Consider the following 14,502-nt stretch of genomic DNA (forward strand, 5'->3'; position numbering starts at 1 on the left):
GGCACAAACAAAAAAGCCACCCGAAGGTGGCCGATACTGATTTTGTGGTATAAAAAAACCGGAGCAGCTTTTTAAGGCATACTCCGGTATCTTTGGGGAATGTAGCGCGTATCTGAATGAGGAGCAATACCCATGAAACGATTTAACTTTCTTACCATTCCAATATTATTTATCACTGCTGTAACCAAACCCAGAAAGTGGATATTAATTACAGGATTTGCATTCAGTTCATGGGCACTAACCTCTATAGGAGGGGTAACATCCGATATCATTGCGCTTATTCAGGATTATGGCCTACAAAACATGACGCTTGCAGAGTGGGCTATCACGCTCTACATCTTTTTGGTTTTATCAGCGCTGACGTATAGCTATAAAACCATGCTCTGCAAGACAGTGTACTATTGCCGCCATCGATTTGGCGTTTATCCGTTTTGGTCAAATTTATTTAAAGAACCGATTTAGGTCGGGATAGCGTCAATCTGACCCTGAATGTTCTGCATCATCTGCGCGTTCAACACCTCAATTTCCCGTGTCGTATTCTCCATATCCTGAAGGATACGACCGGTTTCCGCCTGCGTTTTCGCATCATCAAAGCGCTGGCTGTTCGTTAAAGTTTGCTCACGCTGAGCCGCCGCCGCAATGCGCTGAGCCTCGGCTTCCAGCTTCGCCACTTTCCCAGCAATCTCACGCATCGCCAGGTCTTGCTGCTGTGCCTGTAATTGTTGCTGTTGCTGAGCCGCATGTTGTTCTTCTGGCGTCATTTCATCCGGCGCTTTCGGCGTACCCAGCGCACTGCGGATCCGCTCAATAAACTCCGCTTTCTTCGGCACATCCAGCAGTTCGACCCACATATCCAGTACCGTGGCCTGTACCTGCGGCGGTAAGCCAGTGATGACCTGAGACATACGCTCGGCAAGTTGCGATTTATAGGCTGGCGTCTGCTGGATTGGCGCAAGTGCAATATGCGCACGCAGGCGGGAAACATCGTTAGTCATGCCACCATCGCCCTCGGATTCCTCATTGATGGTGACGGATTTACGGCGGCGCGGATCGTCACGGTTCACCACAACGGAATAATTGCGCCGGCGCGTCAGATCTTCCAGCAAATACGACAGCAGCAACTGTCCGACCTGCTGACAGGCAAACTGATAGTTATCGTTGATTTCCGCCAGCGTCGTCGCCCCCTGCTCGACGAGGTTACTGATTGCCACACCGGAAGCGGCGCTGGAGTCCTGCCCGAGAAAGGCAGAATACACGCCCATCCCGTCCTGAATCAGTTTCATGCTCTCCTGCATAACCTGAAACTGCTGCTGCGCGACTTGGAAATCCTGCTGAATATTAATAGCATCCGCTGCCGTTGTTTTGTTGTGCCTCTGGGGGTTGAGCGTGATTACGCCATCTGGCCGCTCGACCTCGTCCGCTAACTGCCTGTCAGTCATGTTGGTTGCATCGGCATCCTTGATGATGCGCTTGGCCTGCAATAGCCAGGTTAGTTTGATGCGACGGAAGTTCACTTCATCCTGAGCAGGGATCGCGCGGCAGGCTAAGCCATACGGTGCACCCGTTTTGTCTTTGCGATAACCCCAGAACGGCACTAGCGGGAACATACCTTGTGGCGCTAAGCATGGGCGATCGCCAAGAAAGTGAGGCCCGACAAACCACGCTTCGCGGATCCGGCTGACGCGAGACATCACCACCGATACACGCCCAGTCGCCAGCGCCACGGCGTGCATCACGTTGTTTTTATCGAACTGGATAACGCGGCCATTGGACAACTCAAGCACTGGCACCCGCTGGTATGTGCGATAGTAGATCACCTGCAACATGACGCGCTTACGGTTGGCAGATACCCATTCAGTATCCTTGCGGCTCCACTGCTGGTACTCGTCATAGGCACTGATTAAGGCGGACTCCTGCCCCTCGGCAATATCAGTATCTACAAACCCGCGCCACTCATTGATCGAATAGTCGATAACTTGCGCCATATCTGGGAAGGTGGCCTTCACCTCATCCACATCCAGCCAGCGCTTGCGCATCAACCAGCGGCAATCGCTCAAATCAGCCTCGCGACTATGCCAGTCCCAGAACACTTCATTACGGTGAACGGTTCCAACCTTGTAGCGCGAACCAAACAGATCGCTATTACGGCGGACTTCAACCCATGATAACCCCGCCTTGATCTGCTCAGCGTAGGCATCAGAACGTGCTTTATTGATATTGGACAAGCGGCAGACATCAGCAAACTCCGCATTGACTGCATCAGCCAGTTGCTCCATTTCCTCATCAGGATCATCAGCGATAACCATCAGGTCGGTACGTGTCTTGGCCTCCATGCCCAGAACACCATCAATGGTTGGCGCAATCAGGTTATGCATCGTCAGCGGTTGACCGCGTTCACGCAGTTTCGCCACCACTTCCGGCGCAAGCTGATCGCCGTCGTAATACGCACAGGCGGTATTTGCCATGGTGCGCCAGTCTGGCTGCGCGTCAATGTCTGATGAAAGATCCAGTAATTGCCGCTGCGTAAAGCGGTCGCGATTGTCCTGCTGGCGATTATCCTGCTGCTGTGGCCGTGCCTCAGCGTCAATAGCGGCTGTGTTCATCAATATGACATCCAGTGAGTGGGTTTAGAACGGTCGATAGGTTTCAGTTTCGGTCTGGCTGGCATACGAGCACGCATTTCCTGCGCAATTGCATAGCTCATCACCTGGTCATCGAAACAACCGGTTTGTGCGCCCATGCTGCCTTTGGCGTCATAGACATAGGTATTGAGTTCGTTGATGGTGCCGACCCAGCGAATACCGCTGGCCTTTTCGCGCAGTAATGTTTTCAGCCCTTCCGTCACCACCGGCTTACTCTGCTTGGTCGTCAGCCAGCCCAGCTTCGGCGTCTCGTCGTCGTTATCGCGATCAAGGTGTTGCTCGGCATAAATAGCGCGAACGGGGTAAATATCACGCAGCTTCTGCAAAACTGCGTGGCCGTGGTTATTTCGCTCTGGCCCGATATAAGCGGTGTTGTACCACTTGCCGATGTGCGTCAGCAGTTGTGCGAACAATTCAGCATCCAGATGACCGAACCAGTGCGCCACCTGTTCGCCTGTCGATTTCTTCACAACATCAAATGAAGATCGGTCACCGTTTTCCAGCCCTTCGGCGATATCCGCGCCGATAGCATAATCCTCGTCGGGATCTGGCAATTCCCACACAAGCAAATGATTTTGTAACGTGCGCTGAAGTTCCTCTTTATCGCCGCCGCGCAGTGCCTGCACCTTTGTACGTTTACCCGTTTCAGGCTCTACGTCATAGACAATGAACGGAGGACTACAGCGCCCTTCGGCATGCATCACATTGATGGCGGCGAATACACGGCGGCCAGAGGTTAAGAAGGCTTCCTGCGGCGTGGAAGGAAATTCCTGCTTCATTTCCTCGCCCTGCTCGACCTCTTTGCGGATATACCACTGCTTTTGCTTATCACTCAGCGTGACGCGCGTTGCTGCTTCAACCGCAGCAAAGTATTCCTGGTGATATTTACTCAGGCGTAGGCCACCTGCCGGAACGGGCGCAACGTATTTCGGATCGTCGAACCACGGATAGAAATGAAACTTGTAATCCTGCATCGTCAGATCGACACCAGATTGCGCCAGCTCAAGCGCCCGTGTGCTCATGGTATGGAAATCGCCGCCCACGCCTTCCGCCGTGGATTCGTCAAACACGATACAACCATCATGCACGGCGTTCAGCGTACCGGTTCGCACCTCTTTGGCTTTGGCCGGATACTTGGCGCAGATTTTCCCGTGCTCAGAAATGTGCAGCCGCTGAACCGTACCCGAGCGAAAAGATGTGGCCACCTGAATGCTGGAGCCATGAGAAAACAAAATATAGCCTCCATTCGCCCCGCTGCGTCGCTCGGTAATCTTGAATGACGAACGTAACCAGCCAGGTAGATTGTCGAAGGGTATCGATATCTTGGTACGGAAGATTTCACCTGCGGCATTCTTATCCTGTGCAATGATCCCGCACTTGATGTTCTTATTGAACAGCGCCTGATCGAGCAGGTAGATATCAATCGCCGTGGAGAAACCAAGCTGACGCGCTTTGAGAATGATGTTGCGGTAATGCATGTGCTTGAACAGCTGGCGCTGTGCCGGACGCATCCGAAACGTGACCAACTGACCTTTTTCATTCTCGATCTTGTACAGATTATTGAGCCGCCACCATGGATTGCTCAATTTTGACAAAATAAAAAGGCGCTGCTGCGCCTCGGTCATTCCGTCAAGCTCGTCTTCTACAAGGCTGGCATCATAGTGTGGTGTCGTCATTGCGCCAGCATTCCATCATCCGGCATCGCATGAATATCACGCACCACATCGGTTAGCGGCGTCGTCACATCCTTACTTTCTGCCGTCAACTTCTCCGTTTCTGCTTTCAGCTTGGCGGTCGCCGCCTTAATGCGCTGCGTGTCAGCACTCAGACGTGGAACATTCACCGCATCCAGCTGTAATTTGCTCAGGCTGTTCTCGATCGACTCAATCCGGGCAATGTTGCGATCGAGCCCTTGCTCGGCCTTGATGAACTTATCGTAAAGCTCGATACGCGCTTCGACTGACTCCGAGTTTTGCAAATCCTCCATGATTTTGTTCAGTGTTTTCGTCACTGACAATGCACGGGCGCGGGTGAAAATCAGCTCATCACGCAGTTCAGTTTCTTGCACCGCCTCAAAAAGTTCATCGGCGTCCAGATATTTGGCATAAGCAGAATGCTTGCGCGGGATTTGATTGCCAGGCTGGAACGCATTAGCTGGAACACCATAATTCCCGCCCAGATTGTTCCCTTTAACAAAGCGACCGCTAGCATCCCGTTGCGGTTCAGTTTCAGGCTGCTGATCGCTGGTGTCACTGTCGTCTGCGTCTGCTGATTCCTCCGTATCATTATCGCCAGAATCATCGCACTTTTTCTCGCTTTTGCGATTCGCGCCCTTCTCTTTGCGAATCTGCGAATCACTTTTTTGCGAACTGCGAATTTGCGAATTCTGCTCAATGAAATCCGTTGCAGCCTTTATCGTGATGTAACGCTTCGCAGAGCTATACGGCACCTCATTCTGAGCGCACCAATCCGCTGGGGAGATTCCCGTTGCTGAGTATGCCGCAGCATAATCGGCCAGCAGCTTTTTCCAATCGTACTTTGCCATAGCGTCCTACTGAGTAAGCATTATCGAGCCACCTCTGGGAAGTGACTCTGGAATGCCTTACTCGCTGCACTCCGGTTGCTGTTCGTCTGCGCCTGCCACTCCGTCGTAAACCAGCCAATCGGTCGCCATCAGGTCACCCATTGATGGCACCCAGCCAGGCTGCATGTTCCCTTGAGCGTTTTTCAGCCCAAGACAATCTTGCATCGGGGCAGACGCCCCACCTTTGGTGTACATGGCGTTTCCAGCATGGATGACACACACATACTGATCTTTGCCATTCCAGCCGGCGCGGCAAACGCGCTTACCTTCTTTCAGCCATAGCAGGGCGTCGGAGAAATCGGCGGCTTTATATTGTGTATCTTCCGCTTTGGGATAACCCATGCCTACATTAGGCTGCTCTTCAAATGCGAGAGCAACATTACCTTTACTGCCTGTATAGGCTTGTACATCTTCCATCAGGAAAAACGGGATACCGTTGATCTTTACCATCTGTTGGCAATGCAAGATTACGTTTTCGGCCCCTTCTGGTGCTGAAACACAAAATTTGAGAGGTGTTCTATCAATAATAATTTCGCCAGGAGCGCTTTTTAAGGCGAGTTCCACTTCTGGCGGCATCCACTGCTCATAAAGGCGCTGCTTCAGCAAATATCCTTCCAACTGCCAGATTTTGTTAACCGCGTTCTGACGGGCAATCTTGCGTTCGATCTCCTCGTCGAAGTTTTCAGACGATGCACAGGCTGATTCGCCAGTGACAGTGAAGCCGTTACGCAATACCAGAACGCAGAAGGTCAGCAACGGGTGGGCATTAGCTGTGTGGATGCTGGGCGACGTTCCGACATGCACGTCGTTGTTTACCTTGTACGCGCCCAGCACACCATCAGCGGCGGTGAAATAGTTCTCGGCAATAATGACGCTATGTATATGTTCGGGTGTGATACGCGGCGCTGTTAAGTCTTTGGCTTTAATCTCTTGCTCAATGTGTTGATCGGTGACCTGTGTCATGGGATTACCTTTTATTGGGACGAAAAAAAGCCCCAGCGGGTGCTGAGGCTATGCATAGAAAACGTTATCCACTAGCGGATAGGGCGGCCAGTTTGGGTTGATTCAACATGTATCATTTTGTTGAACATATCATTAACAAGTTGATATTTATACCCAGAAAAATCGTTACCGGCATTGTATTCTTCAGTATATTTTTCGCCATCAATAATGGGGAAAGAATAGTTTTCGCCCTTTTGGGTTTCATAATTAGCCCAAATAACCAAAATTTCGTCACCACCACGATTATGCACGATGTCGATCAGCATACTTCCGCAATATGACGTTATTCTTGTTCTTGCGTCCTGAATTACGGCCTTAACGAAATCATCAAAAATAGGATACACGGCTCATTCTCCAGTAGAATCTCCCATGACATTATGAGAGATACTTCTTAAATGGGGTCAAACCGCGTATATTCAAGCACTCTAATTGTATAAAGTATTTTAATTAAAATTCTTCTGATATTGCCCTCAGTTGCCCATTTGCCAGCTCAAGCGCCGCCAGCAACGGATCGATCCAGTAAACAGCCTGCCCATACGTCAATCGGCACTCGGTGGCAGCGGCACCAGAACCGGCTGTGTCAGCTCCGCTGGCAGTGGCACGCATTGCGCTGGCACGTAGACTGTGCGCGTAGTCGAGCAACCCAGTAGCGACATCATCAGGCACGCACTCACGACCAGCAGGATGATGTTTGATAATTGTCCGGTAAATAATTTGTTTCTCATCGGATTTACCCTTGATGGTGATGGCATACTGATTCGCCTGCCTGGCGATTTCGTTGTAACGATGGAACTGAAGTGACTGTCCGGCGATAACCGCTTGCTGGCTTGTGCTGATATCTTCCGATTGCTGCTTATCCCGCTGCGCAATATCCGTATCCCACCGCAACCCCTGCGCATACCAACCCGCGCCGAACGCAGCAGCCAACCCGCCGCATAACAGCAGCGCTTTCATTTTCGTGGTTAACATGGTTTCTCTGTTAAAAAGTGGGAGGATTGATGAGGGTGAAGAATTCAGATTTCACGTAGCGTCGCCAAAATAGCCCAAAAAAGACTAATTTTTAGACAGATTAAGCTGTTTTAGGACAAAGTGCCGAATTCCTATCATCGCAATACATAGCAAAATAATGCTATCGGCCTGTCTATCTGCTCCATTTCCACCAATCAGAGCCCCCATGCACGAAATAGAAAGTGCCGAATACATTAGTTTGCCGATTACCCCATCTTTAACGTGGTCACTGAACACGCACCACCCAGCCCACAGAAGAATGGTGACGTAGGCGATGGTGAAAATCATTGGGCACCTCCACCAAACCGGGATCGGATAAGCCCCCACAGATCGGCAGCTTCAATTGCCTTGATAACGGCAGCAATCAGCGAACCGCCGAATGCCCCCAGAAGAAAACCAATCCCGCCAGCTGACGACGGGTTGATATTGAAATAATCGCCGACAATGCCTGTCAGATAGTGGGCGCAGGCGCTACCCGTGAAAACGAAGATCGCAATCCCACGCGCCGTTCTCAGGTCGCTTTGAAACGGTACAGATATCAGCGCGCCAATCAGTCCAGCGACCGCCCATTGAAATTGCTCCCACAGCCGGGGTAGCCATTCCATTACGCTGCCCCTTGATATTTGGTATACGCATTCTCAAGTTTGGTGTCATAGCGGTTTTTGGCATACGCAGAGCCGTTATAAATCCGGGCGAAGGTTGCCCAATCACGATTTTTCAGCGCCGACAGCAGTTTGTTATCCGCTTTAATAAAGCGCACGAACGTATCAAGCTGGCCGGCTGCTGTGTATTGAGCGTTAATGAAGGCCTGTAATGTTGGGTAGCCGCAGGTTTTCCAGTGGTAGCCCATTATCTGGAATGCTCCCCACGATGCAGATTGCAATGCGCAGCCACGATCAATGGCCGTTGCAGCCCGATCCATGTCTTTATCTTCTTTATCAGTGGACTGATAACTACCAGGCTTACGCCCCACCAGATCAGGGTGTTTTGCTAATTCAGCATTTGCCCGAGCGCCGCCGAAATGTTTCGTCAACTGCTGGTACATGACATGCGGCTCATACTGCACTTTTACACGGCCATCTGATAGGAAACCACTGCCATTGCTTTCAACTTCAGTAACCGCTTTAACCGTAGCAACCGGAACCCCCAAACCACTCGCGGCGACTCGGTAATCTAAAAGGGTGAGAATTTTGGACATAACATGCTCTATGTGCAGGAAATAAAAAAGCCTGCTGGGCGAACCATGCAGGCTTGAGGACTGGCCAATAAAAAACCGGAGCAGCTTTTTAAGGCATACTCCGGTATCTTTGGGGAATTTAGCGCGTATAGGCGATTAGGTCAATCGGGTTTCTGTAGTAATCCGGCGTCTTTTAATGCCAGAACAACATCCATTTGCCCATTTTGATTTTTCGCAGCCTCATCAAAATGTTCCGTCGCTTTTTTCCATAAATCAGATTTAGAATATTCTCTGGTTGGTTCACTTAATAACCTTTCAGCAGCTGCGGCGGCGTATTTTTTATTTGGACTGTCTGGAGGTAAATAATTTCCTCTCGGAATATCTTTTACATAGCCATCCTGACACAACCCAAGAAATGCAGATTTGGGACAACCTTTTTTCCTGCTTGGTTTGCTGCTGGTAAAACGAGTTATTTCATGCACCCAACACTCTTGCGGCGATTGCCCATAAATGAAATTACGCACTACCGCCACTGCTGTTTCGCCATAAATCCCCATGTCATGCCTCCATTTCGTCATGAATTTTAGTGCTGAGAGCACTAACTGCCTGAGACTCTTCAACATACAACCAGTTCATGCAGCGTTTAATCAGATCCAGATATTGCGGCCATTCACCGCGTGGAATCATAGCCCCTGAGATATCCATTAGCGATTGTCGCAGATGCTCGAATGTCGCCGTAATTCGCCCGTTACCGCCACACTCATTACACACGGCAATCGCTGGGCGCAGCGTTTTCCCCGTTCCGTTACAGCGTGGGCAAGTATTGCGCTGCCGCGCCTCTTGCTCCGACCAATCATATAACGCCTGTCGCTCCGCCTTGATACGAACACGCAATTGCTCTATTTCACAACCAATATAAAAATAATCAGCATCACTCACCTTATCTCTACAGCGTTTTTTCTCTAACCGCTTAATGTCGGCATTGAGTGAGTCGGTATTCTTGCGGGTTTGTGATGATCGGGTGCCATATCGACGCAGCAGCCTAGCTATCTGATCCGCCTGAGCAGGTAAGCTGCGCTCTAACACCATATTCACTGCCAGATGGCAGGCAATATCCGAATGCTCAAGGTGCTGGTACGTGGCATAGCCTTCCCACGCATAGATAGCCCCCATGATACGAAACCTTGCATCACTATCATGTCGGTATTTCGCCATTAGTAGATCGTAGCCAACGGGGTTTTTGCGCTGCGCGGTGGCAAATGCACCCAGAATTTGCTCTTTGGAGAGAATTGCACGCCCGCGCCCCACATTCAGTGATTCAATGCTCATACAGCGCGGATCGTGCATTTTGATAAGTTGTTCTATAGCTATGGTCATTTGGTCAGCCCCCTGTTAGTAAGGAGCTAATTCTATTTAGATGCACACGTCATTGCAAAGATAGCAATGGTTAGTAATTTACTTTCACATTATGCAACATAGCGTTCAATCTCAGTTCGAGCCGCATTGAACCCATGACAAATTTCAGCCCTATACCCCACACCACGCATTAGCGATTGCCATTCTAACTGTGCCGCCGACGCTTTACCGTTTGCGGCTTTCATTTCGATCCATAAACCAGAATAGCTCCCACGCGGCAACGCCAGAAACAAATCATGAACCCCCTTCTTCATTCCCAGCCGCTTTGCATCCTTCGCCGCCTTCGGCCCGCGCTTTCCCTCGTTTGGGATATGCAGCAGATAATCCCCAATCTTAACGCCATCAATCACGGTATTATCTGCCCATTCAATCAGCGCGGCTTGTTCTTCCAGCTCAGCTTGGTGGGAAACTTTGCGCACTGAGCCGTTACATACCTCCAATTTTGCCTGGCTACCGACGGCAGATAGAGCATCAATAGCGTTACGCAAACTTACCCCCTTTCGCAGCCAGCAAATCTCCCTCAAACCAGATGCGCCATGTCGCATGCAGCGCGGCCAGATACGTTTCCTCTTTTTCACCCGGCCGCCAGTCATACGGCATGCGCCCGTCAATCACGTCATGACATGCCGAGCAGCCGAACACTGCATAGAAATCATCCGACTTATAGGCCATACCATGTGTCGAGCTAGGCAGATGACACAGTACCGTCGTTTCGCGGTCACAGTTGCAGATGCCTGAGATCTGCAAAGTGCAGACCTGCCCACGCGCGGAATCACGGAGGGATTTAGATCGATAAGCCGGAGACTTAAGCATTGCCCTTCTCCTTTATCGCCTTAATATCATCCACTCGCTTCAGCATAAACTGAAGTTCCTGATTTGCTGCGCGGATCTGCCCATTGATATCACTGAGACGGTTTTGAGCGTTCCGCATCCGCCCTTTGCAATTGGCCTCTTCACGCTTCAAGGTTCCCAGCCCTTCGCGGTGTGATTTAATTTCCATTCGCAAAGAGCGTAGTTCCCATTCCACCTTTGTTTCCTGTTTCGCCAAAGCTAACAGATGATCGAACGGCTCCAGCACAGCACTACACAAACGGCATTTCACCGAGCGTTCGTGCTCAGAAACCACAACCCGCTCATGGTGGCACGTTCGCCCTTCTGGCTTCGGCGCTTCAACAAAATTCCGCATTTCCTTGATATCAGCGTTATCATCAAAGCGCTTTGTGAACTGCAAAACGTTGTCGCTATCATCTGGAAAATCTGCATTATCGGTCATTGGTCAGTCCTCAAAAATTCATCAACTGGTTAACAGCATTCTCCATTTCGGCTTCATCAGCAAAGTACTGGCTCAACGTCTCGTTCCAGATCACGCCAAATACGCCGCGGTAAACCTTGTCGAACTTCTCTTGCCCCATGTTGACGAATGCAATGCTCCAACGCTGTTTAAGCGTGCCGCCATCAGGATTAGGTGCCAGATCGTAGAATCCGGCTTTTACCATGACGTGATTCAGGTAAGCATCTTTGGTTTTAACCGCTTCGGGATCAAAACGGCGCTTAAGCTGTTCCGTTAACCGCTCCAGAACTCTTTCAGCAATAATCCTCGTAACGTTGTCATACAAAGAAGGATCACCCGCCTCCTGAGCGACTTCTTTAGAAACCTCATGAGCTATCCATTTCTCCCGATCGCTGACAAACGACCACGCAGGTTCCCAATACGAAAATCCCAGATCCAGCAACGCCCAGAATTTACGGTGATGTTTGATATTGCGCCGGTCGCCGATAGGTGTGAGTGAGATCGGAGTGCCGATTGGCACCCCTTTCATTACGTCACGATCATGATCGGTACAATATTTGATGCCGCCGCCAGGCAACAGAACGCCCAGCGCTTCGGTTTTGTGTTTCTTAGGTGATTTGGTGCGGGTAGCTGTTGTCATGCAGCTACCCCTTCACGTTCGGCGCACATTTCAGGCATGTTGGCGCGTACCAATGCTTCGGCAAACGGAGGCGGAACAGCATTACCGCAACGCGCTACCTGCTTATCTTTTGCGTATTTAACGCCGCGATAGTCTTGGTCGATGATGTACCAATCAGGGAAGCCCTGAGCGGCGTAAAGCTCATGCGGCTGCAACATGCGCATTCCGATATCTACGATCTGATAATCGATACCCTCGACTGTTACAAGTCCAAAGCGATCATTCGTCGTGACCGTGTGTAATGGATCATTCAAGCTGACACCTTCTTTCTCATTGCCGTAATATTTCAACAAGAAAGCGCGCACTTCCCCGAAATGGTTTCCACCTGCGGTAACAGTTTGAAGCGGCGTGTCAGTGGGTTGGCCTGTGTTGGTGCCACGCATCTTGATAAGATTTGAGGTCACCAGCGCATGGTGATTGCCTGTCGTAAGCGTATGTGCTGGCGCGTCAACACTGCCGCCCGGATGCCCTGTGTTATTCACCAGCAATTGTGCAGCTACAACAGCGTGATGATCGACGGTAGTCACTGTGTGTGCAGGCTCATCCATCGCCACGCCTGCGCCGGTATAATTTCCGCCAAAATGTTTAGCCAGAAACGTGGAAACCAACTGCGATTTACCGCCACCGCCAGCCGTAATTGTGCCGTTTGGCTCGTCAACGCCGTGGCCTATGCTGTTGCCAAATTGCTGGGCTATTACCGGAGCCACAAGCAGGTGTTCGTTTTTGCTAGTGACTGTCGTTAATGGCGTTTCAGCGTCATATGCCATTCTGTCGCCACCAAACCCAGTTTGCCCAATGCGGGCAATGTATGGTGCAACTACTGCATAGCCGTGCGTCTTGGTGATCGTCTGCAATGGCTCATCGAGCGACTGACCACGGAAACAGTCATAGCGGGTCTTCGTTGATGTGTGGTTGCATTTCACGATAAACGGATTCGGATTGTTGATGACGAACCGCTCTAAACCACGCGCAATACGCTTCAAGGTGTTTTCCGCCAGCGGACGGGAACGTTCAAAAATGCTCGGGCATGGGATCGACCAGTCGATACATTCCGCCGCCGTTCTCCACGGTTGCAGTTTTCCAGCTTGAACCGCAGGTGATTTCGGGTCGCCGTGCGTAACCCCCGGCCATTCAACGGGATGCCCATCGCAACGAATCACCATGAAGAATCTTTTGCGGATTGTCGGCGCGCCATAATCACAGGCACGCAGCTCGCGGTAATCAACGTTATACCCCAGCCCACGAACCAACTGCCGCCCTTGCGCGCTGTTCTGCTCAATACCTAGGAATTCACACGCTTCGGCAAGAGCGGGATGATCTGCCGGAATCCCGCCAGACAGCATGCCGCAGAATGATTCGAACGTTTCCCCTGCACACGCCGGATCGGGCTGCTGAGTTCCATCGTCATTAGTCAGAAGCGGTCCCCACGTTTTAAATTCCTCTACGTTCTCCAGCATCATTACGCGCGGACGAACCGCCAGCGCCCAGCGCAACACAATCCACGCCAAGCCGCGAATCTCTTTTTTTACTGGCTTGCTGCCTTTGGCTTTTGAAAAATGCCGACAGTCAGGCGAAAACCAAGCCAGACCAACAGGACGCCCAGCAGTTGCGGCCACCGGATCAATATCAAACACCGATTCGCAGTAATGCAGCGTGTCTGGGTGGTTAGTGGTGTGCATCGCAATCGCGTTAGGATCATGATTAATCGCAATATCGACACTGCGACCAATCGCCATCTCGATCCCTGTGGAAGCTCCGCCGCCACCCGCAAAATTATCGACAACAATTTCCCTGTTTTTCATGCTGCGGCTCCCATGGCTACTGACAATGTTTCTGCGGTCGTGATGATTGCTGAATCCGGTACGCCTTCGAGCTTCAGGCGGTTGATATGACTGCGGAGTTTGTTTTGAAGACCAGTTGGAAGCGTGGTTGCTGTAGAAACTCGCTCAAACAGGAAATTAACCTCCGCAGGCCAGACAGTGTTTCCTGTGTCCGGAGTCTGAATAACGTCTGGACGATACGTGCGCACTAACCGCCCCGCTTCACGCCGGATCTGCGCTAAAAACGCTTCGCCTGTTGCCAACAGTTTTTCCCGTTGAATGTAGCTGATAGCTGAACCACGCCATTCCTTATCAAACACGGCGATTGCTGCGCCAAAGCCTGCACTGCTGGGGATCTGTTTATCGTCTTTCGGCTTGAACCAAGTGGGGACGTCAAAACCGATACGTCCACGGATGAATGCAACGTGATCGGCTTGCTCCGGCCACCACACTTCGGACGTGGCTGACTTGATGAGAAAGACATAGCGCCCGCCTCGTTCCCGCATTTGAGCCGTGTGAGCCATGATGTGACGCATACCGGTGATGTATTCGCCCTCATGCATTTTCGCTGTGCTGTACGGAGGGTTAGCGAATGCGGCACCGTTCAACTCGGCCAACCGTGCCGCCCAATCCTGCGCCAGCGCGTTATCCTCTGCCGTGTAAAACGCCGGACATTTGCTATTTTCGCCATCGGTAAACAGATCGAGCACCAGTGGACCAAACATCGCATTGATACCCCAGAAAAGCGGATCAGGCGTGCGCCATTGGTCACCAACATCTTTCAGAAGATGTGCGGGTTCTGATTTCTGGCGCAGCAAGGAAGATACATACTCAGTTTCGGAGAAATCGATCATGCGACATCCCTCCCCGCAATAATCGCCAG

General features: G+C 51.1%; 17 protein-coding genes and 1 pseudogene. 1 reads left to right on the forward strand and 17 read right to left on the reverse strand.

Translation table 11 applies throughout. From position 1 onward, the window contains the following. The first annotated feature begins 132 nt into the window (after window positions 1-132). Entirely contained in the window at window positions 133-462 is a 330-nt protein-coding gene (locus tag K7X24_RS02885) for a hypothetical protein (RefSeq protein ID WP_224552878.1), read from the forward strand. On the opposite strand, the gene K7X24_RS02890 is transcribed toward K7X24_RS02885, so the two are convergent. From K7X24_RS02890 to K7X24_RS02970, 17 genes and pseudogenes are all read right to left on the reverse strand, one after another. Next, the gene (locus K7X24_RS02890; protein WP_224552880.1) at window positions 459-2,603 is read right to left on the reverse strand and encodes a portal protein; all 2,145 of its coding nucleotides are present in this window, start codon (window positions 2,601-2,603) and stop codon (window positions 459-461) included. The two genes, K7X24_RS02885 and K7X24_RS02890, sit on opposite strands and share 4 nt — an antisense overlap. Next, on the reverse strand, window positions 2,603-4,267 hold the full coding sequence (locus K7X24_RS02895; RefSeq protein WP_224553324.1) for a terminase: 1,665 nt from the start codon (window positions 4,265-4,267) through the stop codon (window positions 2,603-2,605). The genes K7X24_RS02890 and K7X24_RS02895 overlap by 1 nt, the downstream gene beginning before the upstream one ends. Before the next feature lie 47 nt (window positions 4,268-4,314). Beyond that, the gene (locus tag K7X24_RS02900; protein WP_224552882.1) at window positions 4,315-5,187 is read right to left on the reverse strand and encodes a terminase; all 873 of its coding nucleotides are present in this window, start codon (window positions 5,185-5,187) and stop codon (window positions 4,315-4,317) included. Between the two features lie 57 nt (window positions 5,188-5,244). Then, the gene (locus K7X24_RS22070) at window positions 5,245-5,802 is read right to left on the reverse strand and encodes a DUF2829 domain-containing protein (RefSeq protein ID WP_318013123.1); all 558 of its coding nucleotides are present in this window, start codon (window positions 5,800-5,802) and stop codon (window positions 5,245-5,247) included. Window positions 5,803-5,805: 3 nt separating this feature from the next. Next, window positions 5,806-6,189 (reverse strand): annotated as a pseudogene (locus K7X24_RS02910) (Gp49 family protein); the annotation flags it as partial. A 71-nt stretch (window positions 6,190-6,260) separates the two neighbouring features. After that, window positions 6,261-6,572 (reverse strand): hypothetical protein, encoded by a 312-nt coding sequence (locus K7X24_RS02915; RefSeq protein ID WP_155277994.1) that lies wholly within the window; start codon window positions 6,570-6,572, stop codon window positions 6,261-6,263. A 103-nt stretch (window positions 6,573-6,675) separates the two neighbouring features. Beyond that, window positions 6,676-7,197, reverse strand: a complete 522-nt coding sequence (locus K7X24_RS02920; protein WP_224552884.1) for a hypothetical protein — start codon at window positions 7,195-7,197, stop codon at window positions 6,676-6,678. A 323-nt stretch (window positions 7,198-7,520) separates the two neighbouring features. Next, window positions 7,521-7,841: a hypothetical protein gene (locus K7X24_RS02925; protein WP_014915656.1), complete on the reverse strand. Its 321-nt coding sequence runs from the start codon at window positions 7,839-7,841 to the stop codon at window positions 7,521-7,523. Beyond that, entirely contained in the window at window positions 7,841-8,434 is a 594-nt protein-coding gene (locus tag K7X24_RS02930) for an N-acetylmuramidase family protein (RefSeq protein ID WP_224552886.1), read from the reverse strand. Before K7X24_RS02930 ends, K7X24_RS02925 begins: the two co-directional genes overlap by 1 nt. A 140-nt stretch (window positions 8,435-8,574) precedes the next feature. Beyond that, a complete protein-coding gene (locus tag K7X24_RS02935; RefSeq protein ID WP_224552887.1) occupies window positions 8,575-8,970 on the reverse strand; it encodes a DUF6979 family protein in 396 nt (131 codons plus the stop codon). A 1-nt stretch (window position 8,971) separates the two neighbouring features. Further along, window positions 8,972-9,790 (reverse strand): TIGR02642 family protein, encoded by an 819-nt coding sequence (locus K7X24_RS02940; RefSeq protein ID WP_224552889.1) that lies wholly within the window; start codon window positions 9,788-9,790, stop codon window positions 8,972-8,974. Window positions 9,791-9,879: 89 nt separating this feature from the next. Further along, window positions 9,880-10,317: a VRR-NUC domain-containing protein gene (locus K7X24_RS02945; RefSeq protein ID WP_224552891.1), complete on the reverse strand. Its 438-nt coding sequence runs from the start codon at window positions 10,315-10,317 to the stop codon at window positions 9,880-9,882. Next, window positions 10,310-10,642: a nuclease domain-containing protein gene (locus K7X24_RS02950; protein WP_224552893.1), complete on the reverse strand. Its 333-nt coding sequence runs from the start codon at window positions 10,640-10,642 to the stop codon at window positions 10,310-10,312. The genes K7X24_RS02945 and K7X24_RS02950 overlap by 8 nt, the downstream gene beginning before the upstream one ends. Then, a complete protein-coding gene (locus tag K7X24_RS02955; RefSeq protein ID WP_224552895.1) occupies window positions 10,635-11,102 on the reverse strand; it encodes a hypothetical protein in 468 nt (155 codons plus the stop codon). The genes K7X24_RS02950 and K7X24_RS02955 overlap by 8 nt, the downstream gene beginning before the upstream one ends. Window positions 11,103-11,112: 10 nt before the next feature. Then, on the reverse strand, window positions 11,113-11,760 hold the full coding sequence (locus tag K7X24_RS02960) for a DUF1367 family protein (RefSeq protein WP_224552896.1): 648 nt from the start codon (window positions 11,758-11,760) through the stop codon (window positions 11,113-11,115). Then, window positions 11,757-13,601 (reverse strand): DNA cytosine methyltransferase, encoded by a 1,845-nt coding sequence (locus tag K7X24_RS02965; protein ID WP_224552898.1) that lies wholly within the window; start codon window positions 13,599-13,601, stop codon window positions 11,757-11,759. Before K7X24_RS02965 ends, K7X24_RS02960 begins: the two co-directional genes overlap by 4 nt. After that, window positions 13,598-14,473 (reverse strand): phage N-6-adenine-methyltransferase, encoded by an 876-nt coding sequence (locus K7X24_RS02970; RefSeq protein ID WP_224552900.1) that lies wholly within the window; start codon window positions 14,471-14,473, stop codon window positions 13,598-13,600. Before K7X24_RS02970 ends, K7X24_RS02965 begins: the two co-directional genes overlap by 4 nt. Window positions 14,474-14,502 lie beyond the last annotated feature (29 nt).

The organism is Pectobacterium versatile (genome assembly GCF_020166435.1).
GTDB classification, from domain to species: Bacteria; Pseudomonadota; Gammaproteobacteria; order Enterobacterales; family Enterobacteriaceae; genus Pectobacterium; species Pectobacterium versatile.

What these genes read in the sequence shown, in the direction of transcription:
- K7X24_RS02885 (WP_224552878.1), top strand. Translation starts at nt 133, where the DNA reads ATGAAACGATTTAACTTTCTTACCATTCCAATATTATTTATCACTGCT.
- K7X24_RS02890 (WP_224552880.1), bottom strand. Translation starts at nt 2,603, where the DNA reads ATGAACACAGCCGCTATTGACGCTGAGGCACGGCCACAGCAGCAGGAT.
- K7X24_RS02895 (WP_224553324.1), bottom strand. Translation starts at nt 4,267, where the DNA reads ATGACCGAGGCGCAGCAGCGCCTTTTTATTTTGTCAAAATTGAGCAAT.
- K7X24_RS02900 (WP_224552882.1), bottom strand. Translation starts at nt 5,187, where the DNA reads ATGGCAAAGTACGATTGGAAAAAGCTGCTGGCCGATTATGCTGCGGCA.
- K7X24_RS22070 (WP_318013123.1), bottom strand. Translation starts at nt 5,802, where the DNA reads ATGCCGCCAGAAGTGGAACTCGCCTTAAAAAGCGCTCCTGGCGAAATT.
- K7X24_RS02920 (WP_224552884.1), bottom strand. Translation starts at nt 7,197, where the DNA reads ATGTTAACCACGAAAATGAAAGCGCTGCTGTTATGCGGCGGGTTGGCT.
- K7X24_RS02925 (WP_014915656.1), bottom strand. Translation starts at nt 7,841, where the DNA reads ATGGAATGGCTACCCCGGCTGTGGGAGCAATTTCAATGGGCGGTCGCT.
- K7X24_RS02930 (WP_224552886.1), bottom strand. Translation starts at nt 8,434, where the DNA reads ATGTCCAAAATTCTCACCCTTTTAGATTACCGAGTCGCCGCGAGTGGT.
- K7X24_RS02935 (WP_224552887.1), bottom strand. Translation starts at nt 8,970, where the DNA reads ATGGGGATTTATGGCGAAACAGCAGTGGCGGTAGTGCGTAATTTCATT.
- K7X24_RS02940 (WP_224552889.1), bottom strand. Translation starts at nt 9,790, where the DNA reads ATGACCATAGCTATAGAACAACTTATCAAAATGCACGATCCGCGCTGT.
- K7X24_RS02950 (WP_224552893.1), bottom strand. Translation starts at nt 10,642, where the DNA reads ATGCTTAAGTCTCCGGCTTATCGATCTAAATCCCTCCGTGATTCCGCG.
- K7X24_RS02955 (WP_224552895.1), bottom strand. Translation starts at nt 11,102, where the DNA reads ATGACCGATAATGCAGATTTTCCAGATGATAGCGACAACGTTTTGCAG.
- K7X24_RS02960 (WP_224552896.1), bottom strand. Translation starts at nt 11,760, where the DNA reads ATGACAACAGCTACCCGCACCAAATCACCTAAGAAACACAAAACCGAA.
- K7X24_RS02965 (WP_224552898.1), bottom strand. Translation starts at nt 13,601, where the DNA reads ATGAAAAACAGGGAAATTGTTGTCGATAATTTTGCGGGTGGCGGCGGA.
- K7X24_RS02970 (WP_224552900.1), bottom strand. Translation starts at nt 14,473, where the DNA reads ATGATCGATTTCTCCGAAACTGAGTATGTATCTTCCTTGCTGCGCCAG.